The following is a 24,915-nucleotide window of genomic DNA, read 5'->3' as shown; positions in this document are numbered from 1 at the left end:
CCATGACCAACACCAACTCCGCCGACGGCTTCGCCACCATCTCCGTCGCAGCGATCCTCGCCGAATCAGCCACGAGGACTCCCGACAGCATCGCCCTCGTCGTCGGTGAAGACCAGGTCAGCTACGGCGACCTTTGGCGGCAGACCCGCGCCTATGCCGGTGCGCTGCGCGCCCGCGGCGTTGGTCCGGGAGACGCCGTCGCCGTCCTGATTCCCAACGTGCCGGACTTCGCGCGGGTGTACTACGCCATCCTCTCGCTCGGCGCCATCGTCGTCCCGATCCATGCCCTGCTCAAGGCCCGCGAAATCGAGTACGTCCTGCAGGACAGCGGCGCCCGGCTGCTCATCTGCGCCGCTCCCCTGCTTACGGAGGGCGCTGCCGGTGCTTCAGCAAGGGGGGTCGATGTGCTGACGGTCATGGCGCCCGACGACGGCGGGTTCCCACGGCTGGAAGCGGAGGCGGACGCCGCGGAGCCGATCCGGACGTACGAACCCTGCCGGCCATCGGACACGGCCACCATCCTGTACACGTCCGGCACCACCGGCAAACCGAAGGGTGCGCTGGGGACGCACTTCGCCCTGGTGGAGCAGACGTCCGTCCTGCTGACCAGCGTGATGGACTTCCGGCCGGGCGACACCCTCTTCGGCGGCCTGCCGCTCTTCCACACCTTCGGCCAGACGGTGGTGCTCAACACGGGGCTGCGTGCCGGTGCCACCATTATCCTGATGCCCCGGTTCAACGGCCCGGACGCCCTGAAGCTGCTGGCCCGGCACAACGTCAACATCTTCCTTGGCGTGCCCACCATGTACGTGGCACTCCTGGAAGCTGCCAAGACCGTGCAGGAACGGCCCACCGCACTGCGGTACGGCATCTCCGGCGGGGCGTCGCTTCCGCTGGCCGTGATGGACCGTTTCCGCGACGTTTTCGGCGTGGAAATCCACGAAGGGTACGGCCTGACGGAAACGTCGCCGGTGGCGGCCTTCAACCACGTGGGCATGCAGCCGAGGCCGGGCACCATCGGAATTCCCATTTGGGGCGTCGACATCGAAATCGCCCGCCCTGAGGTGACTGAACGGATCGAACTGCTGCCCAACGGGGAACTCGGCGAGCTGGTGATCCGCGGCCACCTGCTGATGAAGGGGTACCTCAACCGGCCCGAGGCCACCGCTGAGGCCGTGGTGGACGGCTGGTTCCGCAGCGGCGACCTTGGCACCAAGGACGACGACGGCTACCTCACCATCGTGGACCGCAAGAAGGACATGATCATCCGGAACGGCTACAACGTGTACCCGCGGGAAGTGGAGGAAGTCCTGCTGACCCATCCCTCCGTGGTCAGCGCGGCCGTCTACGGCATCCCGCACGACGTCCACGGCCAGGAAATCGCGGCCGCCATCGTCCTGGACGCGGGAGCCACAGTCACCGAGACCGAGCTGGTGGACTTTGCCAGCGCCCAGCTCGCGGCCTACAAGTACCCGCGCGTGGTCAGGATACTTTCCGAACTCCCGCTCGGCCCCAGCGGCAAGATCCTGAAGCGGAAACTGGCGGAGGAACCGGCCTAGGCTCCTGCGGCAGCACCCTCCGGGCCGTTCCGAATCGCGGGCACTGGGCGCCGGGACGACCCGGAGAGGGCAGACTGATCGCATGACACTTGCACCGCTCATCGACCTCAATGACGGCAACAGGATCCCGCAGCTGGGGCTTGGCACCTGGCCGCTGGACGACGAACAGGCGGCCGCCGCCGTCGTCCAGGCCGTGGAAGCCGGGTACCGGCACATCGACACCGCCGTGAAGTACGGCAACGAACGCGGCGTGGGGAACGGCATCCGCGCCTGCGGCGTGGACCGCGGCGAGCTGTTCATCACCACCAAGCTGGACGGCGAATTCCAAGGCCACGACCGCGCCGTAGCAGGCCTGGAAGGGTCCCTGGCGCGACTGGGCCTGGATTACGTGGACCTGCTGCTGATCCACTGGCCCCTGCCCGGCAGGGACCAGTACGTTTCCACGTGGCGGACCTTCCAACGCCTGCAGTCTGATGGGAAAGTCCGGTCCATCGGGGTGTCCAACTTCAAACCGGCGCACCTCGAACGCCTGATGGCGGAGACTGACGTGGTGCCGGCCGTGAACCAGATCCAGCTAAGCCCCGCCATTACCCGGCAGGCAGAGCGCGAATTCCATAACCGGCATGGCATTGTGACAGAGTCCTATAGTCCGCTGGGCGGCTCTGGGGCAGGTTTGCTGGCTGCTCCCGTCCTCTCCCGGCTGGCAGAAAAGCATGGCAAAACGCCCGGCCAGGTGGTCCTCAGGTGGCACGTACAAAACGGATTGGTAACGATTCCCAAGACGGCTTCCCCCACCCGGATGGCGGATAACCTGGAGGTGTTCGATTTCGTCCTGGACCCGCAGGATCTAGCGGATTTGGGGGCCCTGGACGAGGGCCCCGGGACAGGCAACGACTCGGACCGGACGGGACACTAAAGCCGTCCTGAACTGCACTTGTTTCCAAAAACGGGGTTGGCAAAAAGATAGTAAGCATGATTACTATTGAGCCAGAAGGATGAAGTGCCTCCGGTACCTGGAGGCCTCCTTTACCTAGGAAGAGAGCTTCAAATGGGATTTATTGCATTTCTGATTCTCGGACTTATTGCCGGTGCGATCGCTAAGGCGATCCTCCCGGGACGCCAGGGTGGCGGCTGGATCATCACCATGGTGCTCGGCGTCGTTGGCGCCTTCCTCGGTGGCTGGCTGGGCGGGATGATCTTCGGCAGTGGACTGCAGGAGTTCTTCTCGATCCAGACGTGGCTGCTGGCGATCGTCGGCTCGCTGATCGTCCTTGCCATTTACGGCATGGTCACCAAGCGCAGCGCCCGCGGCTAACGGCACGGGCACGCCAGGAAGCCGGCCTGGGGACATCATCCCCAGGCCGGCTTTCATTTTCCCCGGCAAGCGGCGTCACCGCCCCCTGCCGGGACTGACAACCTTCTCGCAGAGCAGGAGATCATCGTGAAAAACAAGCTTCTTTTGGGTGTAGGCGTTGCCGTGGGCTACGTCCTCGGATCTCGGTCAGGGCGTGCTGCCTACGACAAGCTGAAGGCCCGTGCGGCCGGCATCTGGGACAGCAAGCCGGTACAGGACAAGGTCTCCGTAGCGACGGAAACCATCAAGGAAAAAGCTCCTGACGTGGCAGACCAGTTTACGGAAGCCGCCCGCAGGGCAGGAACCGTGATCGGCTCTGCAATGCACCGCGGCAGTCCTGCGGGCCACACTGCAGCAGGCACTTCTGCTGCACCTTCCACGGACACCGGCACCCCCGGCGCCCTGGGCGGAGACCATATCCCCGCCCACAGCACCCACCCCGAGACCACCAACCTTGGCACCTCCGGTGGGACCGGCACGAAGTCCTGATTGACGCTCCACCGGTCATTCATGACGCGGGTCACGCCGCATGACATGGGAATGACCAGCCTTTGTGCTACAACTGAATCGCCTTGCCGGCCGTCGCGATCCTTGGGGGACGCGGCGGCCGGCAGTGCTTAAACCCCGGCAGTGCTTAAACCACAGTCCGGGTTTTTCGCTTAGGGGTTTCGGGGCCCGTAACGTCCGACGACCACAGTCCCGTCCAGCTCTTCCGAACGAACTGTCTGCACAGTGAATCCGGCTGCCGCCAGGATGCCGGCGGTGCCGGCTGCCTGCCGATCGCTGGTCTCGATCAGGAGATGACCGCCGGGCGCCAGCCAGAGAAGACATCCCGCGGCAAGCCGCCGATGGAAGTCCAGTCCATCAGGGCCGCCGTCGAGCGAGGCAACAGGTTCGTGCAGGCGGGCTTCCGCCGGCATCGTGCGAATTGCCTGCGTCGGGACGTACGGAGCGTTGACGGCGAGCACCCGGACCCGGCCGCGCAGCGCGGGCGGGAGGGCCGCGAACAGGTCACCCGCATGAACGTGGCCACCCAAGGGTTCCAGGTTCCGCCGGGCGCATCCCACGGCAGCAGGCGCGATATCCGCCGCATGCAGCTCCACGTGCGGGGCGCGTCGAAGGATGGCCGTGCCCACGGCCCCGGATCCGCAGCAGAGATCCACCACCACCGGAGGCGCCGGCAATGCGGCATCCGCCGGCAGGGCCAGGGCCCCCTCCGCCAGCAGGTCCAGAGCCTCGTTGACCAGGAGCTCCGTGCGCCGTCGCGGGACGAAAACGCCGGGCTCAACCACAACGCGGGCGCCGGCAAACTCAGCCCAACCCAGAATGTGCTCCAGGGGGATGCCTCCCACCCGCTGCTGGACACTGCGTAAAAGTTCCTCGGGGCCGGCGCCCTCTGCGAGGAGGAGCCGGGCCTCGTCTTCGGCGAAGACACAGCCCGCAGACCGCAGCCGGGAGACGACCTGGTTGAAGCCCAGCGGCGCGGACCGGCCGTGTACAGTCCGTAGCCCGCCAGGATGCTGAACACCGCCCTCCGGGCAGCCCACGGGCACCTCCACGCCGGCTAGGCCCAGGTCTCCGGGGAGCGCCGGGTCCCGCCAATCACCATCAATCCAGCCATAGCCGCGACCCTCTCCCTTCTGCCAGCGCCGAAAAACCCATGCTAATCGGCGGCCCGGGGTACGGGAATAGGGGACAAAGCCTTGGCAGGATTGGACCATGACCACCGATGCAGCCAACAACAAGGCCTTCAGCAGCAATGCAGCCAGCAACATTCTGTGGATCGGCCCGTACACCCCCGACGGAGGCGGCCGTGCCGACGGCATCGGCGCGGCCCGCGAGCGCCAGGACGGCAGCCTGGAATGGTTGGGGACGGCCATCGAGGCGCAATCGCCGTCGTTCATTGCTGTACACCCAGCCCTGCCGGTGGTGTACGCGGCGACCGAACAGCGCAGGAAAGTCCAGGCCTACCGCCGGCACGGCGAAGCCGCTTTGGAGGCCTGCGGGGAACCGCAGCCGGCCGGCGAGGCCACCTGCCATGTTGCCGTCGACCCGCACGGCCGCTTTGTCACTGCAGCATGCTGGGGCGACGGGCAGGTCCTCCTCTACGAGCTGGATTCCGACGGCGGCATGACCCGGCGGTTCCCCGCCGCGCCGTCGGTTGATCCCCACGCCGCCCTCTCGCCCGGAAGCCCCCGGCAAAGCCGCGCCCACGCCAGCCTGATGCTGCAGGACGGACGCATCATGACCACCGACCTGGGCCACGACACCCTCCGCATCTGGACCTACGAGGCAGGCACCGGACTGGTGCCGGACCACGAGGTCGTCCTCCCCTGTGGCAGCGGCCCGCGGCACCTGGCGCAGCACCCGAACGGGAACGTCTTCATCGTCTCGGAATACTCCGTGGAAGTCTTCGTGGTCCGCCCCGACGCCGGCATTTACGAGCTGGTATTCCGCGGGCCTGCGACGGCAGGCGGAAGCCGGCAGGGCGACTCCGCCGCCGAAATCTGCCTGGGCACGCAGGGGAACTTCGCCTACGCCGGAGTGCGAGGCTCGAACCTCATCAGTGTCCTGGAAGTCGCCGGGAACGGCACCGAACTCATCCCCGTCAGGGACTTTGCCAGCGGCGGGGACTGGCCGCGCCACCACCTGGTCCGCGGAAACTGGCTTCACGTGGCCCACGAGCGGTCGGACAACATCGCCACGTTTGAGCTGGATCCCATCACCGGCCTCCCCGGACCGATCATGCACAACGTCAACGCCGCGTCACCCACCGCACTGGTAGCCGCGGGATAGCGCTGCCGCCCCGCCGGACCACCAGGAGGGACCTTCCCCAAACACTGGAGTAATTCAGTGCAAGCGCTTACAGTTGTGACTCGGTTCACAAGGCAGCATGCTGTCCTTCGAACCCTCCTGCCGCATCCCCATGTCAACGGCAAGCCTGTACAGCAGCGCTGCTTCCCAGGAAGGTCTCAACCCCTTGTTATTCCGCACCCCTCCCGGCGCTCCCCCACGCGCCCACCAACCGGCAAGTCCAGCCGGAACACCGCACCCTTCAGTAACCAGGCCAACCCGGAAGCGCGTTGCAGCCCGATCCGCAGCCGGTCTACTTGCAGCTGCCGTCGCCGTCTCCGCGGCAGTCCTCCCGGCCCAGGCCGTGCCTAACGGTCCAGGTTCCCAGGACCCCGGCAACAAGAACCAGGGCTCCGCAGAGGCCCTGCATTCGCTCCGCGGTCCCGTGACCGACGAAAACTTCTACTTCGTCATGGCGGACCGCTTCAGCAATGGAAGCACCGCAAACGACCAGGGCGGCCTGGGACCCGACCCCATGGTCTCCGGCTTCGATCCCACGAAAAAGGGCTTCTACAACGGCGGTGACCTTGCCGGCCTCCGCAATAAGATCGACTACATCCAGGGCCTGGGCACCACATCGATCTGGCTGACCCCCAGCTTCAAGAACAAGGCATTCCAGCCGGAGGACAAGTCAGCCGGCTACCACGGCTACTGGGTCACCGACTTCACCCAGATCGATCCGCACCTGGGCACCAATGACGAACTCAAGGGCCTCATCGACGAGGCCCACGCACGCGGCATGAAGGTGTACTTCGACATCATCACCAACCACACCGCTGACGTCATCGGCTACCAGGAAGGCGACCGCAAAGGCTACGTGTCCAAAGACGCCGTCCCCTACAAAACAGCTTCCGGAGAACCCTTCGACGACCGCGATTACGCCGGCACCGGCACCTTCCCCCAACTGGACGCGAACACCTCATTCCCCTACAAGCCCGTCCTGGCACCGGGCGAAGAAAACCTCAAAGTCCCGGCCTGGCTGAACGACCCCACCCTGTACCACAACCGTGGCGACACTACCTTTACGGGCGAGGACTCCATGTACGGGGACTTCTTCGGCCTCGATGACCTGTTCACCGAAAACACCAAAGTGGTGCACGGCATGGAGGACATCTACAAGTCCTGGATCGGCGACTTCGGCGTGGACGGCTTCCGCATCGACACCATGAAACATGTGAACAACGAGTTCTGGCAGGAATTCGGCCCCAATGTCCTCACCTACGCCAAAGAGCACGGCAAGGACGACTTCTTCATGTTCGGCGAGGTCTTCGACACCAGCAAGAGCTTCACCTCGCAGTTCACCACCCGCAACAAGATGCAGGCAGTCCTGGATTTCCCCTTCCAGGACGCGGCCCGCAACTTCGCATCCAAGAGCCAGGACGCCAGGGCCCTGCAAACCTTCTTCGCCGGCGACGACTGGTACACCGACGCCGACTCCAACGTCTACGAGCTCCCCACCTTCCTGGGCAACCACGACATGGGCCGCATCGGCAGCTTCATCAGCCAGGACAACCCGGCGGCCGGCGACGCCGAGAAGGTGGCCCGCGACGAACTGGCCCACGAGCTGATGTACTTCTCCCGCGGCAACCCGGTGGTCTACTACGGCGACGAGCAGGGCTTCACCGGCCCCGGCGGTGACCAGGACGCGCGCCAGACGCTCTTCGCCAGCAAGGTGCCGGACTACCTCGACGACGACCTGCTGGGCACCGACGCCACCCACGCCACGGACAACTTCAACCCCGGCCATCCGCTCTACGCCAAAATCCGTGAGCTGGCTGCCCTGACCAAGGAGCACCCCGCACTGCGGAACGGAGCACACCAGCACCGCTACGCCTCGGATGGCCCCGGCATCTACGCTTTCTCCCGCACGGACGCCCAGGACCAGCGCGAATACGTGGTGGCCCTGAACAACAGCGCCCAGCCACAGACAGCCGCGATCCCCACCTACATCGCCAAGCGCAGCTACACACGGATATACGGGCAAGGGGCCGAGGAAGCCAAAACCTCGGAGGACGCCAAGCTGACGGTCACCGTGCCGCCGCTCTCCGCCGTCGTCTACGAATCCTCGGGGCGGATCCCGCACTCCAAGGCCGCACCCGCCGTCGCCCTCCAGCAGCCGGCCGCAGCCCCAGACGACAACGGGCGCATCAACGTGACAGCCGACGTCGACGGTTCCTCGTTCAACGAGGTGACCTTCGAAGCACGGACGGCGGGCGGCCAATGGCAGCCAATCGGCACGGACGACACCGCCCCGTACCAGGTGTTCCACGACGTCGCGGCCCTGGACGCCGGCACTCCCCTGGAGTACCGCGCCACTGTGCTGGACAACGGCGGCCACACCGCCACCAGCCAGAGCCGCCAAGCCAGCTTCCCCGCGCCCGTCCTGACCCTGCAGAAGCCCGCCGAAGGCACCAGCGTGGAAGGCAAAGTTGAGCTGAGCGCCACCGCCGATCCCGAGAAGGCTGGCAACGTCGTGTCCTTTGAGCGCAGCGTCAACGGCGGGAACTGGACGGCGGTGGGCACGGATTCGTCGTCGCCCGTGTACTCGGCAACCGACGATGTCTCCGCACTGGCTGAAGGCACGAAAGTCCAATACCGGGCCGTCATGGCCGGCCCGGGCTTCAGCGTCACCAGCGGCACCAGGACCGTCACTGTGGGCCAGGCACCGCAACCCGATTCGGTCACGGTGGCCGGATCACTGAACCAGGCCATGGGCTGTACGGCGCAGTGGGATCCCACGTGCCAGCAGGCCAAAATGGTCCTGGACCCGGCGGACCGCATCTGGCGGCTGACCGCCGACCTGCCGGCCGGGAAGTACGAGTACAAGGCAGCCCTGAACGGCGGCTGGGACGAAAACTACGGTGCTGACGGCCAGCTCAATGGCCAGAACATCGTGCTTGACCACCCCGGCGGACCGGTCACCTTCCGCTACGACAACAGCACGCATCTGCTCAGCGCCGTCTACGCGTCCCAGCAGCCGTCCGCCGTGGCGGCAGCCGGAAGCATGGACAGCGAGCTGGGCTGCGCCACGGACTGGGAGCCGGCCTGCCAGCAGGCGCAGCTGGTCCTGGACCCGGCAGACCTCGTCTGGAAGCTCACCGTGCCGGACCTGCCGGCGGGGAGCTACGAGTTCAAGGCGGCCCTGAACAAGTCGTGGGACGTCAGTTACGGGGCCGGCGGGGCAACGCCCGGAGCCAACATCGTGTTTGAGCACGACGGCGGCCCGGTCACCTTCCGGTACGACCACTTCACGCACGTGATCACCGCCGGCTAGGCCGGCGGAACAAGGACGATGGCCCCGCCGCTTGAGGAAGCGGCGGGGCCATCGTGCTTTGAGCAGCTGCTCAGGGTCTGTGCAGGGACCCCTCCACGGCGGCGAGCAGCGCGTTGAACCGCTTGTTGCCGGGAAGGTCATCCAGGTAGACGGGCCTGCCGTCCGGGCCGCCCAGGGGAACCTGCCAGTTGGGGTACAGGGCTTCCGTAGTTCCGGGCTGGTTTTGGAGCCGCCGCTCCCCCACCGCGTCCACCAACGCCACGCCCAGCAAAACGGACGGCGACTGGGCCAGCAGGAGGTGCAGCGCCTCGATGGTGTGCTCCTCCGCCGACTGCTGGCCGGGCCCGGCGGCCGTCCCCTCGGCCAGGTAACCGCGTTCACGCAGCAGGGCGAACATTTTCTCCAGCGACGCGTTGTGCTCGGCCCGCTCTTCCTCTTCGGACCGCTCCAGCAGGCCCAGCCGGCTCCGCAGCCCCACATGGTCGCCGGCAAGGTACCCGGCCGTGGGCGGAAGGTCGTGGGTGTTCACGCTGGCGAGCGCCTGCGTACGGTACTTTTCCGGCGCAAGGGGCGAATCGCCGTCGTACTCGAACCACAGGATGGACGTGCCCAGGATGCCGCGGGCCGCGAGGTAGCTACGCACCCAGGGCTCGAAGGTGCCCAGGTCCTCGCCGATCACTACGGCACCGGCGCGGTGCGCCTCAAGGGCCAGGATGCCGATCAGGGCCTCGTGGTCGTACCGGACGTAGGCTCCGTCCCCCGGCGCATTTCCGATAGGGATCCACCACAGCCGGAACAGTCCCAGGATGTGGTCCACGCGGATGCCGCCGGCGTGGCGCAGCACGTTGGCCAGCATGTTGCGGAACGGTTCGTAGCCGGCTTCGGCCAGGCGGGCCGGGTGCCATGGCGGCTGGCCCCAGTCCTGGCCCTGCTGGTTGTACATGTCCGGCGGCGCACCCACACTGGTGTTTGGGGCCAGCACGCGGCCCAGCGTCCACGCGTCGGCACTGTTGTGGTCCACGCCGACTGCGAGGTCGTGCACCACGCCCAGCCGCATGCCGGAGCGGAGCGCCGCCTGCTGCGCGCTTTCCAGCTGCTCGTCGCAGATCCACTGCAGCCAGCGGTGGAAACCGATCCGGTCCGCCAGCTTCTCCCGCAGCGCTTCCGCCTCCGGCGTTCCGATGGCGCACGCCGGATCAGCCCACAGGGGATCCCCGGGGGCCAAGTCCTCGCGGATGGCGGACCAGAGCGCGAAATCATCCAGGCCGGTGCCGGAGATGCGGCAGAACTCATCGAATGCGGCCTGCCGGGATGGTGACCGCCGGGTGTGGTACAGCATCTCCAGTGCCTGCAGCTTGGCGCCGTAAACGGCGTCGCGGTCCAGCCGGGCACCGTCCCGGTTCAGGACTGCTGCTTCCTCGTGCAGCTTTTCCAGTGCCGCGCGCTTCCGCGGCCGCAGGTACGCCAGCTCCGGGATGGCCTCGATCCGGATGTAGAGCGGGTTGAAGAACCGGCGGGTGGACGGCGAGTACGGCGAGGGCTGGACGGGCGGGACGGGTTCGGCGGCGTGCAGCGGGTTGACCAGGACGTAGTCGGCCCCGCGCGCACCGCTGATGGCCGCAAGGTCCGCAAGGTCCGCGAAGTCGCCGATGCCCCATGATCGCTTGGACCGGACCGAATACAGCTGCGTGGCCAGCCCCCAGCCGCGGCGGTCCTCAAGGGGTTTGGCCGTGTCCAGACGGGCCGGCGTGACCACCAGGACGGCACTGGCCGTGGCGCCTTCCGACTCCGCGTGCAGGGTGTGCCACCCCAAGGGCAGGTCCTCGGGAAGGGAGAATGTGGCACGTCCGGTGGAGACGCCGTCCACCTCTCGGGGCTGGATCCAGATGTCCTGCTGGACCGCCTCCCGCGATCCGGTTCCGCCTTCCAGGCTGATGGTGAGGCTCGCGGTGGCACCGTCCCGCACATGGACCGGAACCTGCGCCGGTTCGCCCTGCTTGATGACGACGGCCGGCGGCAGCATCCGCCGCCAGGGCGCCACGTCCACCTCCGCGAGGGCGGCCTCAATCTGCTGGTTGGTGTTGGCCTCGACCCCCAGCGCGGCCAGCACCTTGATCAGGGTGGCCTCGGCAACGGAGTGCGGAAGCCCGTCCCAGCCCTGGAAGGACGTACCCACGCCATGCGCGTCGGCCAGCTGCTGCAGCAGGTGCGGATCCACCGTCCCGGGGGCAGCGGTTGGAGGGTCGGCGGGCGTCATTGGCCGTGCTGCGTCCTGCTGGTCTGCTGCCGTCATGGGTGTCCGCCTCGTCTGTGATGGTCCCGGAACTTACAGTGCTGTCTGTCGTGCCGGGCGCTCACACCCCAGTGCACAACCGTTGGTTCAGATTATTGCAGGGCGGCGCAGAGGCGAAACCGGCGCGGGATCGCGGCCGGACCGTTACGTGGACGGCGAGTGGATTCGTGCAGGCTACGGATCGAAGTGCGTGCTCACCGCTCCGTCGCTGACGCGCCCGAGGACCTCAGCGGCGAGGTCCCGCAGCTTCTGGTTCCGGTGGCTGGATGCCTTGGTGAGCAACGCCATGGCCTCACCCTGGCTGCACCGGTTCTGCGCCATAATCACTCCGCAGGCGAGGTCGATCGTGGTGCGGTTTGCCATGGCCGCCTTCAGGTCGTCTGCCAGGTTTTGGGCATCGGCGATCCGCAGCGCCAGCCGCAGGGCCCTGCCGGCAAGGTCGGCAAACCCCTCCGCTGTGCGGATGACGTTGGGGGCAAAGACGCCGGGTTCCGCGGCAAAGAAGTTCAAGGCGGCGGCCTGGTCGGCGTCCAGGCCCAGGGGAACGCCCAGCACGCTGCGGCAGCCGTTGTCAGCCAGCACCTTCTGGTATTCAGGCCACCGGGTATCGGTCTCGACGTCGGACAGGATCATTGGCTGCATCGCCTCCAGCGATGCGATGCAGGGCCCTTCCCCGAGGACCTGTTCCAGCTTGTCCAGCACCGCGGCCCGTTCGCTGCTGCCGGCAATGGTGGCGTTGCGCTTGCGGCGGCGGAGCGTAACCCCGCATTCGATGAAGACGTTCGCGGCATCGCTGAGCGTGGATGCGGCAACGGTGGACAACTCGGACAGGAAGTCAGCAACGTTGGTGCTGCCGATGATGAGGTCGTGCAACTGGACAAATTGTTCATCGTTATTGAGGGTGCCCATGCCTCAATATAAGCGCTGTTTCGGGCTGTTTGAGCGCCATAAAACGTCATCCCCGCCGCTCCGGTTACTCCGTGCGACGAAAAGAGAAGGACTGCAACGGAAATCTGCGCCGGCCTGCCGGATCTGTGTAGCGTCATGACGATCCAGGGCACGGCAACTGAATGAAGGAGACCGGAGATGAGCCTGAGCGAACTGCGGGTGTTCGGACGGTCGGGAACCCCCATCAGTCCCCTCACCCTTGGGACCATGAACTTTGGCGAGGGGACCGGCAGCGGCCAGGGTGCACCCACCGGCGCTGACGAGAGCATCCGCATCATCCACGCGGCGCTGGACGCCGGCATCACCGCTATTGATACCGCCGACGTCTACTCGCAGGGGGAATCGGAGCAGGTGGTGGGCCGTGCGCTGCGGGGCCGCCGGGACGACGTCTTCGTGGCCACCAAGTTCCACGGCCAGATGAGCCCCAACCCCGCGCACTCCGGCAACTCGCGGCGCTGGATCACCCAGGCCGTGGAGGGCAGCCTGCGCCGGCTGCAGACAGACCGGATCGACCTCTACCAGGCGCACCGGCCGGACTACAACACCGACGTCCTGGAAACCATCACCACCCTCAACGACCTGATCCGCCAGGGCAAGATCCTGTACTACGGGACCTCGGTGTTTACGCCGGCGCAGCTGGTGGAGGCACAATGGCTGGCCACCACCAACCACCTGATCCCGCCGCTGGGCAACCAGGTCCCGTATTCCATGCTGGTCCGCGGCAATGAACGCCACGTACTGCCGATTGCCCAGCAGTATGGCCTGGGTGTCCTCGCCTACGGCCCCCTGGCGGGCGGCTGGCTTTCCGGCAGCTTCGTCCTGGAATCGGGCAAGCCGCCCAACCGGGTGCACACGCTTCCCGGCCGGTACGACCTGTCCGGGCCCGCCAGCGAGCGCAAGCTGTTGGCCAAGGATTCGCTGGCCCGCCTGGCGGACAAGCTGGAGCTGTCCCTGGTGGACCTGGCCGTGGGGTTTGCCCTGACGCATCCCGCCATCAGCAGCGTGATCATCGGCCCGCGCAGCGAGGAACACCTCCGGGCGTACCTTCGCGCCGCCGACGTCCAGCTGGGCGAGACGGTGCTCGACGCCATCGACGACCTGGTACCCCCGGGCACCAACTTCGTGGAGCGGGACGCGGGCGCTATCGTGCCATCCATCGAGTTCGCGGAATTGCGACGACGGTAGCCTGCTTCTGCGGGCCAGGCTCCCACTGCGCGGGGCCGGGTACGGCGGCTGCGCCTGCCTATGATGGCCGCAATGGAAACGCTGTTCACGATCGGTCACGGCACCGGCTCCCAGGAGGACTTCACAGCGCTGCTGCAAACTGCCGGGGTGACGTCCCTGGTGGATGTCCGGATCGGCCCGGGCAGCCGCAAGTATCCGCATTTCGGCAAGGACCGCATGGCGGTGTGGCTTCCGGAGGCGGGGATCGGCTACCGCTGGGAGAAACGGTTGGGCGGCTTCCGCAAACTGCTCCCGGATTCCCCCGACACTGCCCTCCGGAATGACTCGTTCCGCGCCTACGCAGGCTACATGCGCAGTGGCGATTTCCTGGCCGCAAGCGCAGAACTGGTGGCCGGGTCGCAGGTGGAAACCACCGCGATCATGTGCAGTGAAACCCTCTGGTGGCGCTGCCACCGCCGCCTCATCGCCGACCACTGCGTGCTGGTGGCGGGCCTGCCCGTTGAACACCTCTTGCCTCCCGGCAAGGCGGTTCCACACGTCCCCACCCAGGGGGTCCGGGTTGTGGGCGGTGAGCTGCGCTACGACGTCCCGGCATGAGGGCGGCCCGGGGGCAGCTGAAACTATTGACTAAGTGGTAGAAGGCTCCTACGGTTTGATACCGAAACCGCCTCCCAGGGAAGCAGGGGCCTGCCATGCCAATGTCCGACGAGGAGCGACGCCTGCTCAAGGAGCTGGAAATGGGGCTGATCGTGGATGATCCCCACCTGGCCATGGAACTGCTCTCGGGTTACCCGGCACGTCGTTTTCCTGCAGGCCTGTTCCCGGGAGTGGCGGCGGCCCTGATCGGCGTGGTGCTCATCCTCGCCGGGGCCGGGATCCCCGCGCCGGGTGCGGTGGTGCTAGGGATTCTGCTGCTGGGGCTGGGGGCCTGCCTGTTGCTGGGACCCACGGTACTGGCCCGGCGGCAGCACACCGGCTGATTCTGCCGCAGGCTGTTCTGGTGCACGCGGCTGTGCCACTGCACCTGCTGCCCGGCGGCCGCGGGGCGTCAGGATAAACAGGCTGGCCAGGACGACGGCGGCGCCAAGCCACCCGGGTGCCGGGAGCCTTTCGCCCACCACCACTACTGCCAGGACGGCGGCCACCACGGTTTCCAGCAGGGAGATACTGGTGGCGGTGCTTGCGCCGACCCGGGCCAGGCCCCAGCCGAACAGGAGGTACCCGGCAAACATGGGGACCACGGCCATGTAGGCAGCAACACTGACATTGCCCCAGGACTCCAGCAGCGGTCCGCCCGTCGCGGCGAGGACGGGCATCAGCAGGAGCCCGCCCAGCCCGAAGATGCTCCCCATCGCAGCCCTGGACGTGATGCCGCCGGCCGCCAGGCGGTGGGCCGCCCAGGAGTACAGGGCATAGGTGGTGCCGGCCAGCAGGCCAAGGAGGATTCCCGCCGTCGAGCTCCAATCCGTGGCCGCTTCCGCAGCAACCGGTGCGCCTGCTGCGGCGGCCGGCCCTGCCGGCGTGTGCCCGGCGAAGGAGAGCAGCGCGGCGCCGCCGACCCCCAGCAGGGCCCCAATGATCCATTGCCGGCTCAGCCTTTTCCGGTCCGCGAAGCGTTCGATCAGGGCTGCCGCCACGGGGGCGGAGCCGATCGAGACGACCGTGCCCACGGCCACGCCGGAGAGGTGCATGGAGCTGTAGAAGGCCAGGGGGTAGACGGCCACGGCCGCGGCACCGAGCGAAACGAGGCGCCACCGTGCGAGCAGGCTGCCGGCCTGGAGGCCGATGAGCCGTGCTGCGATGATCGCCTGCAGCAGGCCGCCCAGACCCATTGCCACGGCGCCAACAGCCAGCGGGCTCACGCCTGGGGCGAAGGTGGCTGCGGTCCCGGTGGTGCCCCAGAGGACGGAGGCGGCCACGACGGACATCGCTCCCCATGGATGGGCCTTCGGGTGGTGGCGCTCAATGCTCACAGGGCATCCAGCAACTCTCCGGCCAGGCCCCTGGCTTCCCTCAGCGGGCCGTCATTGCCTTCCAGCCCGGCGCGGGCCATGGCACCTTCGAGCAGGAACGCCAGGTGCACGGCGTTTGCGGGGACCTGTTCTTTCCGGGCCGGCAGCAACCCCGCCACATGCCCGGCCAGGAGTTCCTGGACCTCCTCCTTGTGGCGGCGCACGGCGTCCCTGCCGGGATCGCCGGCAGGGAGTTCGGCCGCGGCGTTGAGCAGGCCGCATCCCCGGAAGCCGTGCTCGTAGGTGAAGTTCGCGTGGTCCAGATAGGCATCGAAGACCGCCAGGACCTGGTCCCGCGGCGTTTGCGCCGTCTCCAGCCGCCGGCGGTACAGCCCGAGCCACTCGTCGTGCCTCGCCTCCAGGTAGGCCGCCACCAGGTCCGCCTTGGAACTGAAGTTGTTGTAGAGGCTCTTCTTGGCCACTCCAGCTTCGGCCGTGATGGCGTCGATCCCGGTGGCTGTCACGCCGTTGGCATAGAAAAGCCGCGCGGCAGCTTCCAGCAGCAGTTCGCGGGCGGGGCGGCGCGCAGCGGTTGGGCGGCCGTGGGTTGAGGGGCCTGATGCAGTCACGGGCTCTCCTCATATCGGCGGTAGGTAGACCAGTCTACCTACCACCGAGTGCGCAGGAAACCCTTAGGCAACCCAGGCGGTCTCCACGGTGGGCGCGGCCCGGGTATTCGTCGGTGTCGAGTGCGCCCCAAGCTGCCGGGCCACCGCTTCCACAAGGACATCAAGGGGCTGCGTGATGTCCGCCAGGACATGGGCCTCGTCCGCCTCCAGGTCCTCCAGGGCGGCGAACTGGGATTCCAGCAGCGTGCGGGGCATGAATTCGTGCGCGCGCGCCTCCATCCTCGCGCCGAGGGTTTCCACCGAGCCGGCGAGGTGGATGAAGACCAGGTCCGGCGCATAGCTGCGCAGCAGGTCGCGGTACCGGCGCTTGAGCGCGGAGCAGGCGACGATCGGCGGCGCTGTTGGCCCGCCGTCGGCCGTTCCTCCCGGCACCCTTGCCGCTGCCGCAGGCAACCCGTCCCGTCCCGCCAGCAGCCCGCCCAGGACGGCGAGCCAAGGTTCCCGGTCGTTGTCGGTCAGCGGAATACCGGCGCCCATCTTGTCCTTGTTGGCGGCGGGGTGGAAGTCGTCGCCGTCGAGGAACGGCTTGCCCAGGCGGTGGCCCAGGAGGGCGCCGACGGTGGACTTGCCGCAGCCCGAGACTCCCATCACGACCAGCGGAGGCAGGTGCCCGCTCATGGGGCCTGCCCCGTGTCGCCGAAGGAGAGGAGTACCTTGCCGGAGCTGGTGGAGTCCTTGGCCACCTCGAACGCGTGGAGGGCGTCGGCCAGCGGGAATTGGTGCGTGATGACGGGCTCGATGTGCAGGGAGCCGTCGGCGAGGGCGGCGATCACGTCGTCGATCTCGTCGTTGAAGCGGAACGAGCCGAGCAGTTGCAGTTCGCGGGTGATGGCCAGCGAGATGGGCACCGGCTGCATGCCGGTGGGCAGCAGCCCCACCATCACCACGGTTCCGCCGCGCACCGCGCCGCGGATGGCCGAGGCCAGCCCGTGGTGGTTGCCGGAGGATTCGATCACGACGTCGGCCTCCACGGCGGCGATGGCTTCGGTGTCCGCGGCGTTGATGACCTGGTCGGCGCCCACGGCCGTGGCGATCTCCAGCGGTTTGGGATGGAGGTCGACGGCGGTGATGTGCGCTGCGCCTGCGCGCTTGAGGACGGCGACGGCGAGGGCGCCGATGGGGCCGGAGCCGATGACCAGCGCGGTTTTCCCACGGAGGTCCCCGGCCCTGGACACGGCGTGCCAGGCGACCGATGCGGGTTCGATCAGTGCGGCGGTGCGCAGGTCGATGTTGTCCGGGAGCGGACGGAGCATCCGGACGGGCAGCGTGACGTAGCGGCTGAAGGCGCCATCCGTGTGCGGGTAGCGGGCGGCGCTGCCAAGGTACGTGCAGCCAGGTGACAGGTTGGGCCGGTCCGCCGGATAGCGCGCGGCGCCTGGACCGGGCGTTGCGGGGTGGACGGCGACGGCGGTTCCCGCCTGCGGCCCGGAGCCGTCCGCCGCCTGGCGCACCACCGTGCCGGAGATCTCGTGGCCCAGGACCAGCGGCGCCTTGAGGATGGACTCCCCCGCCGCGCCGTGCAGCCAGTAGTGGAGATCGGAGCCGCAGATGCCGCCGTAGAGGACCTCAACCACCGCTTCGTCAGGTGCGGGCTGCGGCAGCGGGACCTCGTCGATCCGCAGGTCGCCGGCGGCGTGCGCCACCAGCGCAGGACCGGTGGCGGGCAAAGCGACATCAAGGGGCGTTGCCATCAGACCACCACCGTCATTCCGCCATCGATGAAGATGGTCTGTCCGTTCACGAAGTTGGAGCCGTCCGAGGCCAGCCACACCACGGGACCGGCCAGGTCCTCCACGGTGCCCCAGCGGTGGGCCGGTGTCCGGCCCAGGATCCAGGAGTTGAATTCCTCGTCGTCCACCAGGTTCTGGGTCATTTCGGTGTGGATGTAGCCGGGTGCAACGGCGTTGATCTGCAGCCCGGAGGCCGCCCATTCGGCGGTCATGGCGCGGGTAAGGTTCCGCAGTCCACCCTTGGCCGCGATGTACGGGGCGATGGTGGGCCGGGCCAGGTCGGTCTGGACGGAACAGATGTTGATGATTTTGCCCCGGCCCCGGGTGATCATGTGGCGGGCGGCCTCGCGGCCCACCAGGAAGGCGCTGGTGAGGTCCGTGGAGAGGACGCGTTCCCAGTCCGCCACATCGAGATCCAGCATGGGGACGCGGTGCTGGATGCCGGCGTTGTTCACCAGGATCTCGAGCGGCCCCACGTTGTCCTCGATCCAGCGGATGCTGCGGGCTGCGGCGTCGTCGTCCGTGACGTCGAAGGCCACGCTGTGGATCCGGCCGGGCGGGAAACCTGCCGCCATGGCCGCCTCGGCGTCCTTGAGCCGCTCCGGGTTGACGCCGTTCAGCACCACTGTCGCTCCGGCGTCGGCCAATGCCTTGGCAAGGGCCGAACCGATGCCCCTGCTCGAACCCGTGACCAGGGCTACGCGCCCCGTGAGATCAAAAAGCCCTGTCATGTCCTGGTTACTTCCTCTTCATTGTTGTGTCGTGCCCCTGGCTGCATCAGATGCCGGCTGCCATTAGAGCGTGCCCTGCTGGAAGGGCCCCTCCTGCACCAGGTTGGCCGGGGTTCGGCCGGCGGCCAGCGCCTCGAGCTGCTGCTTCAGGAGTTTCAGGATCCGGGGCTCAAAGGCCGAGGCGTTGCCGCCCACGTGCGGGGTGATGAGGGCATTCTCGGCGGACCACAGCGGGTGGCCGGCGGGCAGCGGCTCGGGGTCGACCACGTCGATGGCGCACTGGAGGCGGCCGGAGACCACTTCGCGGGTCAGGGCCTCGGTGCTGACGACGGCGCCGCGGCCCACGTTCACCACCAGGGCTCCGTCGGGCAGGGCGGCCAGGACCTCCCGGCCCACCAGGTGGTGGGTGTTGTCGTTCAGGGGCAGGACGGACACCAGGATGTCGTGGTCCGCGGCGAGGGCAGGCAGTTCGTCCGGGCCGTGGACCTGCCCGTCGGCGTCCGTGCGGGCCGTGCTTCCCACCCGGGTGATGGTCACCTCGAAGGGTTCCAGGCGGCGCGCCAGTTCCTTGCCGATCCCGCCGATGCCCAGCAGCAGGACCTTGCGGTCGGCCAGGGACTGGCGGCGCTGCGGCTTCCAGCTCTCGACCTGCTGGTCCTTGACGGCCTGGTCGATGCCGCGCAGCTTGGCGAGGATGAGGCCAACGGCCAGCTCCGCGGTCGCAGCTGCATGGACGCCCGAGGCGTTTGCCACTGCGGCGCGCGGACCGGCGGCCTCGCACACGCCGTCGTACCCGGTTGACTGCGTCTGCACGAACTTGAGGTCCGGGACCGTCCCCAGGGAACCCAGCACTGCCCCGGCGTTGAGGTAGGGCAGGATCACGCCGTCGATGCTGCCCAGGTCCCCGCCGGGGGCTTCCGTCATGTCCCAGACCACCCCGCGCAGGCTGCCGGGAAGCGGCGACAGATCGGCCAGGAGCTGGGAATCCGGAAAGCTGACGGTGTGCACGTGCTGCATTGGGGACCTATCGTTTGGTGGTGGGTGAAGTGCGGGGCGGGCGTCAGGCGGTGGGCTCGCGGCGGTCGAAGGTCAGGCCGCCCGGGACCTGGAACGTGGGCATAAGTTCAAGCATGCCAACATTCACGTGCCGCGGCGTCTCAATGGCGTAATCAAGGGCGTTGACAATGTCGTCGGTAGTCAGCGATTCGTAGCCCTCGTAGTACGTATTCCAGGCTTCTTCCATGGCCTCGGGGCTGCCGCCGAGGTTGCGGCCGAAAATTTCGGTTTCCACCCGGCCCGGGCAGATTTCGGTGACGCGGATGCGCTTGCCCACGGTGTCGTTGCGGAGCTGGCGGGAGATCTGGTGCACCGCAGCCTTGGTGGCGTGGTAGACGGTGTGGCCGTAGAAGTTGTACACGCCGGCGATGGAGCTGATGTTGACCACGTGGCCCCGGTCCCGCTCCACCATGCCGGGCAGCACCAGCCGGGTGAGCTGCAGCAGCCCGCGGAGGTTCACGTCCACCAGTTCGTCGATGTCCTGCTCGGAGGAGTCCAGGATGTTGCCGGGCCGGGACACGCCGGCACAGTTCACCAGGACGTCCACCTTGAGGTCGCGGACGACGGCGGTGAGCGCGGCAGTGTCGGTCAGGTCCACCACATGCGGGACTGCTCCCGTGCGGTCCGCCAGTTCAGCGAGGCGTTCCTCGTTGCGGGCCACCGCGTGGACGGTCAGGCCGCGCTTGGCCAGCCGTTCGGCGATGGCGGCGCCCATGCCGGTGGAGGCTCCGGTGACGAGGGCTGTGGTGTAGTCGGAAAAAGGCATTTGGTACTCCAGAAAGTGGGAGGGACGGGCTCCTGCGTCCGGCGCGGGGCCGGACGCAGGAGCCCGCCGGTTGGCAGGGGGGTTAGGAATTGGGTAGCGGTTTGTGGGTGCGGTCCCGGGCGGCGGGAAGGGCATTCATGATGTTCAGGCTCCTGACGCCGGGCTGAGTTCGTACCAGCGCTGGCCGGCGCCGATCCCGAGGAGTCCGAAGACTGTGTTCATGGTGTTCCGGAGTTTGTCCAGTTCCAGGCAGGCTGTGCGGTGCATGACCGTTGCTTCAGCCACGGAAGTCTTTCTGAAGGTGACGGCGTGTCCGGGCCTGGACTGCGCCAGGACATCCAGGGAGCGGCTTGTGACCACTCCCAGGACCGGATAGCCCGCCGTGACGCCGCGTCCCCGGTGCAGGACCAGCAGTTCGTCCCGCGACGGAACCTCGATGGCCCCCACCGGGACACCGCGGGAGAGGACCTCGGAGGTGAGCTGGCGTTCGGGCAGTGCGCCGCCGAGCCGGAGGCCGATGTGGTTGCTTCGGGGGCTCACGGTGTATTCCGTGGTGAAAAGCAGGTCTGCGGTGTCGCCGAATTCGGCCACGTCCGGCCCGTCGGTGACGTCGATGACCGGGTGGGTGGTGAATTCCGGCTTTGCCAGTCCCAGCCGGAACAGGGGCAGGCCGAAATGCGGCTGCGTGATGGGTGCGGTGGTCTTTTGTGTTGCGAGCCGGGTGCCCTCAACGAGTTTCAGTCCAAAGCCCACCACAGTGTCCGGTGCGCAGCTGCCCAGCAGCGTGGGGACGGTGAAGGATCCGTGGACGGCGATGTAGGCGCGGAGACCCGTGCGGATTCCGCGGACCGTCACTGTTTCGCCGGCCCGGACGGAGACGGGCTCCCACTGGGGGCAGTCGCGGCCGCCCACCGTGAGGTCCAGGGGCGCGCCGGTCACGGCGATCAGCAGGTCCGTGGTGGCGCGCATCCTGAAGTCCAGGGCGGTGAGTTCCAGCAGCGGATCGTTGTCCCCGTTGCCGGCCAGGATGTTGGCGGCCTTGGCCGAGAACTGGTCCAGGGCCCCGTTGACGGGAAGTCCGAATGCGGGCCCCTTTGTCCGGCCGAGGTCTGTGACTACTGAGTGGCCGGGCTGAAGGATGACAAGGGACCCGGTCATGACCGTGCCTCCAGGAACTGCCCCTGGTAGTTTCCGAAGTCCTCAGCGGGAATGCGGTAGAAGCGCAGTTCATCGCCGGGGACGTAGGGCACCAGGGGTTCGCGTGCCGCGTCAAGGACCGTCAGGGGGGTCTGGCCGATGACGCACCAGCCTCCTGGTGCCACTGCGGGTGCGATCACGGCTTGGCGCCCGGCCACGGATACGGCACCGGCGGGAACGGACAGCCGCGGGTCCTTGAGCCGGGGGACAGGGACCGGGAAGTCTGGTCCGTCCATCATCGGAGAACCGGCCGGCGCTCCGAGGCAGCGGATGACGTAGGTCTTGGCTGTGTGCCGGGCGATGACGTCCTCAACGTCCAGGCCCTGGTGGTCTGCCACGCGTTCCAGGTCCGGCCCGTAGCTGCCGCCGTACACCACGGGGACTTCGAAGCGGCGCGGCTCCCGCATGGCGGTGCCGGTGAAGTCCAGCTGGCGCATGCCCAGGAGCACGAAGGCCCGGACCTGGCGGGCGGAGGTGAGGTAGGGGTCGAATTCCACCAGGACGGAGTCGTAGGTGGGAACGGCGCCGTGGATGCCTTCGACGCCGGCGGCTGCCAGCCAGCCTGCCAAGGAATGGACGGTGGCCCAGTTGGTTTCTGCGTCACCGGACCGTGCCACCACGCGCAGGGCGGCGTCGCCTGACTCGTAGATGTCCAGCGTTGCCTGGCTGGTGGTCGTCGTCATGGCGGCCATGGTCAGGAAACCTGCTGCTTTGCGGCGAGCACCTGCGCCAACGGGGCGATGGTGACGCCCGCGGCGATCAGTTCGCTGCGGATCAGGCGGGCAAGTTCGACGGCGCCCGGGTTGTCGCCGTGGAGCAGCACCGTGTCTGCCTCGATGGCAATGTCCCTGCCGGAGGCCGTCTGAATGAGGCCTTCGCTGACCATCCGCACGGTGCGCTGGACGATGACGGAGGGGTCGTGGATTACGGCGCCGGGCTCGCTGCGCGGCACCAGCGTGCCGTCATCCTGGTAGGCGCGGTCCGCGATGCCAACGATGGCCACCCGCAGGCCGCGCTCTACCGCCGCGGTGGCGAGTTCACCGTCCTGCGCCAGGATGATCAGCTTCGGGTCCACCCGGGCGGCGGCATCCGCTACGGCTCCGGCATAGTCCGCGCGGGTGGCCACCAGGTTGCCCAGGCGGCCGTGGGGTGCCAGGTGGGAGACGGAACCGCCGTGGTAGGCGGCAAACGCCGACAGGGCTCCGAGTTGGTAAATGACGTCGGTGCGGACCTCGTCAGCTGTGAGGTCCATGGCCCGGCGGCCGAAGCCGCGGAGATCCGGGAAGCTCGGATGCGCACCGATGCCGACTCCCGTCCTGACGCATTCAGCCACCGTGGCGTCCATGATGTCAGGGTCCCCTGCGTGGAAGCCGCAGGCGATATTGGCGCTGGACACGATTTCCAGCAGGGCTTTGTCGTCACCGATCGAGTAGGCGCCAAAACCTTCACCAAGATCTGCTACGAGATCGACTGTGGGCATTACGGGCCTTCCTCTGCTGGTACTGCGGGTGTAAATCAGTGTGGCATCGGGATTGGAGCCACACAAAGACGAATGCGGTATCACGCTATAGGGAACGGTTATGACCTTCGCCGGCGATTATCACCGGTCCAAAGAATGTACGGGGTCCTTGTTTCGTGACGAGAGAAATGGTGCTTCCAATAAACATTTTCCCTACCTATGCGCAAAACATATGCCACCATCAAAATCGGTGATGACCGGGGCGGGGATAGAATGTTCTGGTCATTGGAAAGTCATCTGCAATTAACCTATGCCCGAGACTCGGATCACACAAAGACGTAATGACTGTCCCGCCATAGCGCCAACGTATGACCCCGCATGCTGAGCCGTCCCCGGCTGGAAAAGAGGAGCGCTATGGACACCCGGAAACTGGCGTACTTCGTGAAGATCGTCGACTCAGGAAGCATCACGAAGGCGGCCGCCGCCCTCCACGTGGCCCAGCCGGCGCTGAGCCAGCAGGTGTCGGCCCTGGAAACGGAGCTGAAGCAGCGGCTCCTGATCCGCAGCAAGCAGGGCGTGGAGCCCACGGCGGCCGGCCATACCCTGTACCGGCACGCGCAGACCATCCTGCGCCAAGTGGAGCAGGCCAGAATGGATGTGGCAGCTTCGGGAGCGGCGCCTTCGGGCCGCGTCTCCATAGCGATCGCCCCCTACAGCATGGCCTCAAGCCTCACTCCACGGATTATCAGCGAAGTTGGACGGCGCTACCCCGACATCGTGCTGCACCTCACCGAGATATACGGCGGCGTGCTCAGTGAGGCCATCAAGAACGGGCGTCTCGACATGGCACTCATTTATGAACCGGGGCCCATCCGGGGGGTGCAGTTCACCACCCTCATCGTCGAGGACCTGTACCTGGTCGTGAACTCCCGGCGGGATCTTCCGGGAGCGACGGAGGCCGGCACCATCACGCTGGACGAGGTGGCCGACGTCGGGCTCTTCCTGCCGGAACAGATCCACACCCTTCGGCAGGTGGTTCAGGCGGGCATCGACAGCAGGGGCCTGAAGCTGAAGCTGGTGGGCGAGGTGGAATCAGTACCTTCCCTCACGCGGCTGCTGCGCACGGACCTCGGAGCCACCATCCTGCCAAAGTCGGCTGCGGACGCGCTGTTCCACGAGGAGGACTTCCGGGTGCTGCGGATCGTCGAACCGGCACTGCAGTGCAAAATCGCACTGTGCACCCCAGACCACGAGCCCCTGTCCGAAGCCGCGTCCGCCGTCCTGCTGGTACTCAAGGAAATGCTGCAGGAAATACTTCGGAGTAAATATCCCGCGCTCCCCACCACACCGCCCTCGGCGCCATAAGCAGGCCTTATCAGGTCACGCCGCTTTAGTCTTATTCAGGTAATTCAGCAGGTCCTAGGATAAATGCCATAAAGGTTTGCCAAAGGCGCAACCGCGGCAATTATTTTCCCTTGGAGCCCACCATGAAAAAGATCACCAGCGTGCAGTACCGGAATTCAGCTGAAAGAAGGATCCAGCTCAAAGCCGGCACCGGTTCCCACTGCCCCACCAACGGCTTCTGGCGTCCAGAGGACGCGCCCGCCACGGAACCGGTCTTCGTGTTCGAGGGAAGCATGATGCCGCCCGGAAAACGCGGCTCCACCATGTGGTACCTGGATGACGCCCAGGTGGGACCGCCCGCCCACCTGCTGCCCGGCATGAGCTGATCGGCGCAGCGGCTTCAAAGCGGCAACAGGCAAGGCCCGGAGTTCCGAAAGGAACCCCGGGCCTCTGTCGTATAAACCCATCGATTGCTGAGTATCTGCCGTTATGAGGGCTCAAAACGGCACTTACGCAGCAATCGAT

The 24,915-nt window shown here is 67.1% G+C and carries 24 protein-coding genes; 11 read left to right on the top strand and 13 right to left on the bottom strand.

Annotation, left to right across the window (positions count from 1 at the left end):
* Positions 1-2 precede the first annotated feature (2 nt).
* The 4 genes from AC1DIP_RS11035 to AC1DIP_RS11020 all read left to right on the top strand — a co-directional run bounded on the left by AC1DIP_RS11035 (position 3) and on the right by AC1DIP_RS11020 (position 3,402).
* Positions 3-1,559: a long-chain-fatty-acid--CoA ligase gene (locus AC1DIP_RS11035; protein WP_477733752.1), complete on the top strand. Its 1,557-nt coding sequence runs from the start codon at positions 3-5 to the stop codon at positions 1,557-1,559.
* 82 nt (positions 1,560-1,641) lie between these two features.
* Positions 1,642-2,475, top strand: coding sequence for an aldo/keto reductase (locus tag AC1DIP_RS11030; RefSeq protein WP_477733751.1), 834 nt, complete (start codon positions 1,642-1,644; stop codon positions 2,473-2,475).
* A gap of 132 nt (positions 2,476-2,607) precedes the next feature.
* The gene (locus tag AC1DIP_RS11025) at positions 2,608-2,874 is read left to right on the top strand and encodes a GlsB/YeaQ/YmgE family stress response membrane protein (RefSeq protein ID WP_141158447.1); all 267 of its coding nucleotides are present in this window, start codon (positions 2,608-2,610) and stop codon (positions 2,872-2,874) included.
* A gap of 126 nt (positions 2,875-3,000) precedes the next feature.
* Positions 3,001-3,402, top strand: coding sequence for a YtxH domain-containing protein (locus AC1DIP_RS11020; protein ID WP_477733750.1), 402 nt, complete (start codon positions 3,001-3,003; stop codon positions 3,400-3,402).
* A 170-nt stretch (positions 3,403-3,572) separates the two neighbouring features.
* Here AC1DIP_RS11020 and AC1DIP_RS11015 read toward each other — a convergent pair whose 3' ends face one another.
* Complete coding sequence (locus tag AC1DIP_RS11015; RefSeq protein WP_477733784.1) at positions 3,573-4,391, bottom strand: putative protein N(5)-glutamine methyltransferase; 819 nt, start codon at positions 4,389-4,391, stop codon at positions 3,573-3,575.
* Positions 4,392-4,632: 241 nt separating this feature from the next.
* On the opposite strand from AC1DIP_RS11015, the gene AC1DIP_RS11010 reads away from it, so the two are divergent.
* Both AC1DIP_RS11010 and AC1DIP_RS11005 read left to right on the top strand, forming a co-directional pair.
* The gene (locus AC1DIP_RS11010) at positions 4,633-5,709 is read left to right on the top strand and encodes a lactonase family protein (protein WP_477733749.1); all 1,077 of its coding nucleotides are present in this window, start codon (positions 4,633-4,635) and stop codon (positions 5,707-5,709) included.
* A 184-nt stretch (positions 5,710-5,893) separates the two neighbouring features.
* A complete protein-coding gene (locus AC1DIP_RS11005; protein ID WP_477733783.1) occupies positions 5,894-9,040 on the top strand; it encodes an alpha-amylase family glycosyl hydrolase in 3,147 nt (1,048 codons plus the stop codon).
* A gap of 70 nt (positions 9,041-9,110) precedes the next feature.
* Here the strand turns inward: AC1DIP_RS11005 and malQ are convergent, their stop codons facing one another.
* Together malQ and AC1DIP_RS10995 are read right to left on the bottom strand one after the other, a co-directional pair.
* Complete coding sequence (gene malQ / locus AC1DIP_RS11000; RefSeq protein WP_477733748.1) at positions 9,111-11,333, bottom strand: 4-alpha-glucanotransferase; 2,223 nt, start codon at positions 11,331-11,333, stop codon at positions 9,111-9,113.
* 174 nt (positions 11,334-11,507) lie between these two features.
* Positions 11,508-12,242, bottom strand: coding sequence for an ANTAR domain-containing protein (locus tag AC1DIP_RS10995; RefSeq protein ID WP_476208764.1), 735 nt, complete (start codon positions 12,240-12,242; stop codon positions 11,508-11,510).
* Positions 12,243-12,419: 177 nt separating this feature from the next.
* Here AC1DIP_RS10995 and AC1DIP_RS10990 point away from each other — a divergent pair, with 177 nt between their 5' ends.
* The 3 genes from AC1DIP_RS10990 to AC1DIP_RS10980 all read left to right on the top strand — a co-directional run bounded on the left by AC1DIP_RS10990 (position 12,420) and on the right by AC1DIP_RS10980 (position 14,446).
* Complete coding sequence (locus tag AC1DIP_RS10990; protein WP_477733747.1) at positions 12,420-13,466, top strand: aldo/keto reductase; 1,047 nt, start codon at positions 12,420-12,422, stop codon at positions 13,464-13,466.
* Between the two features lie 72 nt (positions 13,467-13,538).
* Complete coding sequence (locus tag AC1DIP_RS10985) at positions 13,539-14,063, top strand: DUF488 domain-containing protein (RefSeq protein ID WP_477733746.1); 525 nt, start codon at positions 13,539-13,541, stop codon at positions 14,061-14,063.
* Between the two features lie 95 nt (positions 14,064-14,158).
* Positions 14,159-14,446 (top strand): DUF3040 domain-containing protein, encoded by a 288-nt coding sequence (locus AC1DIP_RS10980; protein WP_476208758.1) that lies wholly within the window; start codon positions 14,159-14,161, stop codon positions 14,444-14,446.
* Here AC1DIP_RS10980 and AC1DIP_RS10975 read toward each other — a convergent pair.
* The 10 genes from AC1DIP_RS10975 to AC1DIP_RS10930 form a co-directional block, all read right to left on the bottom strand.
* The gene (locus AC1DIP_RS10975) at positions 14,366-15,394 is read right to left on the bottom strand and encodes a DMT family transporter (RefSeq protein ID WP_477733782.1); all 1,029 of its coding nucleotides are present in this window, start codon (positions 15,392-15,394) and stop codon (positions 14,366-14,368) included. The two genes, AC1DIP_RS10980 and AC1DIP_RS10975, sit on opposite strands and share 81 nt — an antisense overlap.
* Before the next feature lie 41 nt (positions 15,395-15,435).
* Positions 15,436-16,047, bottom strand: coding sequence for a TetR/AcrR family transcriptional regulator (locus AC1DIP_RS10970; RefSeq protein ID WP_477733745.1), 612 nt, complete (start codon positions 16,045-16,047; stop codon positions 15,436-15,438).
* Positions 16,048-16,110: 63 nt separating this feature from the next.
* On the bottom strand, positions 16,111-16,725 hold the full coding sequence (locus AC1DIP_RS10965) for a gluconokinase (protein WP_477733744.1): 615 nt from the start codon (positions 16,723-16,725) through the stop codon (positions 16,111-16,113).
* Positions 16,722-17,798, bottom strand: coding sequence for an L-idonate 5-dehydrogenase (locus AC1DIP_RS10960; protein ID WP_477733743.1), 1,077 nt, complete (start codon positions 17,796-17,798; stop codon positions 16,722-16,724). Before AC1DIP_RS10960 ends, AC1DIP_RS10965 begins: the two co-directional genes overlap by 4 nt.
* Positions 17,798-18,568 carry an SDR family oxidoreductase gene (locus tag AC1DIP_RS10955; protein ID WP_476208751.1) on the bottom strand — a complete coding sequence of 257 codons (771 nt, stop codon included), beginning with the start codon at positions 18,566-18,568 and terminating at the stop codon, positions 17,798-17,800. The genes AC1DIP_RS10960 and AC1DIP_RS10955 overlap by 1 nt, the downstream gene beginning before the upstream one ends.
* Before the next feature lie 63 nt (positions 18,569-18,631).
* Positions 18,632-19,585, bottom strand: a complete 954-nt coding sequence (locus AC1DIP_RS10950) for a 2-hydroxyacid dehydrogenase (protein WP_477733742.1) — start codon at positions 19,583-19,585, stop codon at positions 18,632-18,634.
* Between the two features lie 43 nt (positions 19,586-19,628).
* A complete protein-coding gene (locus AC1DIP_RS10945) occupies positions 19,629-20,390 on the bottom strand; it encodes an SDR family oxidoreductase (RefSeq protein ID WP_477733741.1) in 762 nt (253 codons plus the stop codon).
* Between the two features lie 144 nt (positions 20,391-20,534).
* On the bottom strand, positions 20,535-21,548 hold the full coding sequence (locus AC1DIP_RS10940) for a 5-oxoprolinase subunit C family protein (RefSeq protein WP_477733740.1): 1,014 nt from the start codon (positions 21,546-21,548) through the stop codon (positions 20,535-20,537).
* A complete protein-coding gene (locus tag AC1DIP_RS10935; RefSeq protein WP_477733739.1) occupies positions 21,545-22,270 on the bottom strand; it encodes a 5-oxoprolinase subunit B family protein in 726 nt (241 codons plus the stop codon). The genes AC1DIP_RS10940 and AC1DIP_RS10935 overlap by 4 nt, the downstream gene beginning before the upstream one ends.
* Before the next feature lie 11 nt (positions 22,271-22,281).
* Positions 22,282-23,067 carry a 5-oxoprolinase subunit PxpA gene (locus AC1DIP_RS10930; protein WP_476208742.1) on the bottom strand — a complete coding sequence of 262 codons (786 nt, stop codon included), beginning with the start codon at positions 23,065-23,067 and terminating at the stop codon, positions 22,282-22,284.
* 393 nt (positions 23,068-23,460) lie between these two features.
* On the opposite strand from AC1DIP_RS10930, the gene nac reads away from it, so the two are divergent.
* Both nac and AC1DIP_RS10920 read left to right on the top strand, forming a co-directional pair.
* The gene (nac, locus tag AC1DIP_RS10925; protein ID WP_476208740.1) at positions 23,461-24,411 is read left to right on the top strand and encodes a nitrogen assimilation transcriptional regulator NAC; all 951 of its coding nucleotides are present in this window, start codon (positions 23,461-23,463) and stop codon (positions 24,409-24,411) included.
* Positions 24,412-24,533: 122 nt separating this feature from the next.
* Positions 24,534-24,776, top strand: a complete 243-nt coding sequence (locus tag AC1DIP_RS10920; protein WP_476208738.1) for a hypothetical protein — start codon at positions 24,534-24,536, stop codon at positions 24,774-24,776.
* Positions 24,777-24,915 lie beyond the last annotated feature (139 nt).

This window comes from Pseudarthrobacter sp. 05T312, assembly GCF_056396685.1.
The sequence above is the reverse complement of the archived record's forward strand: the minus strand, read 5'-3'. Positions and strand labels throughout refer to the sequence as shown.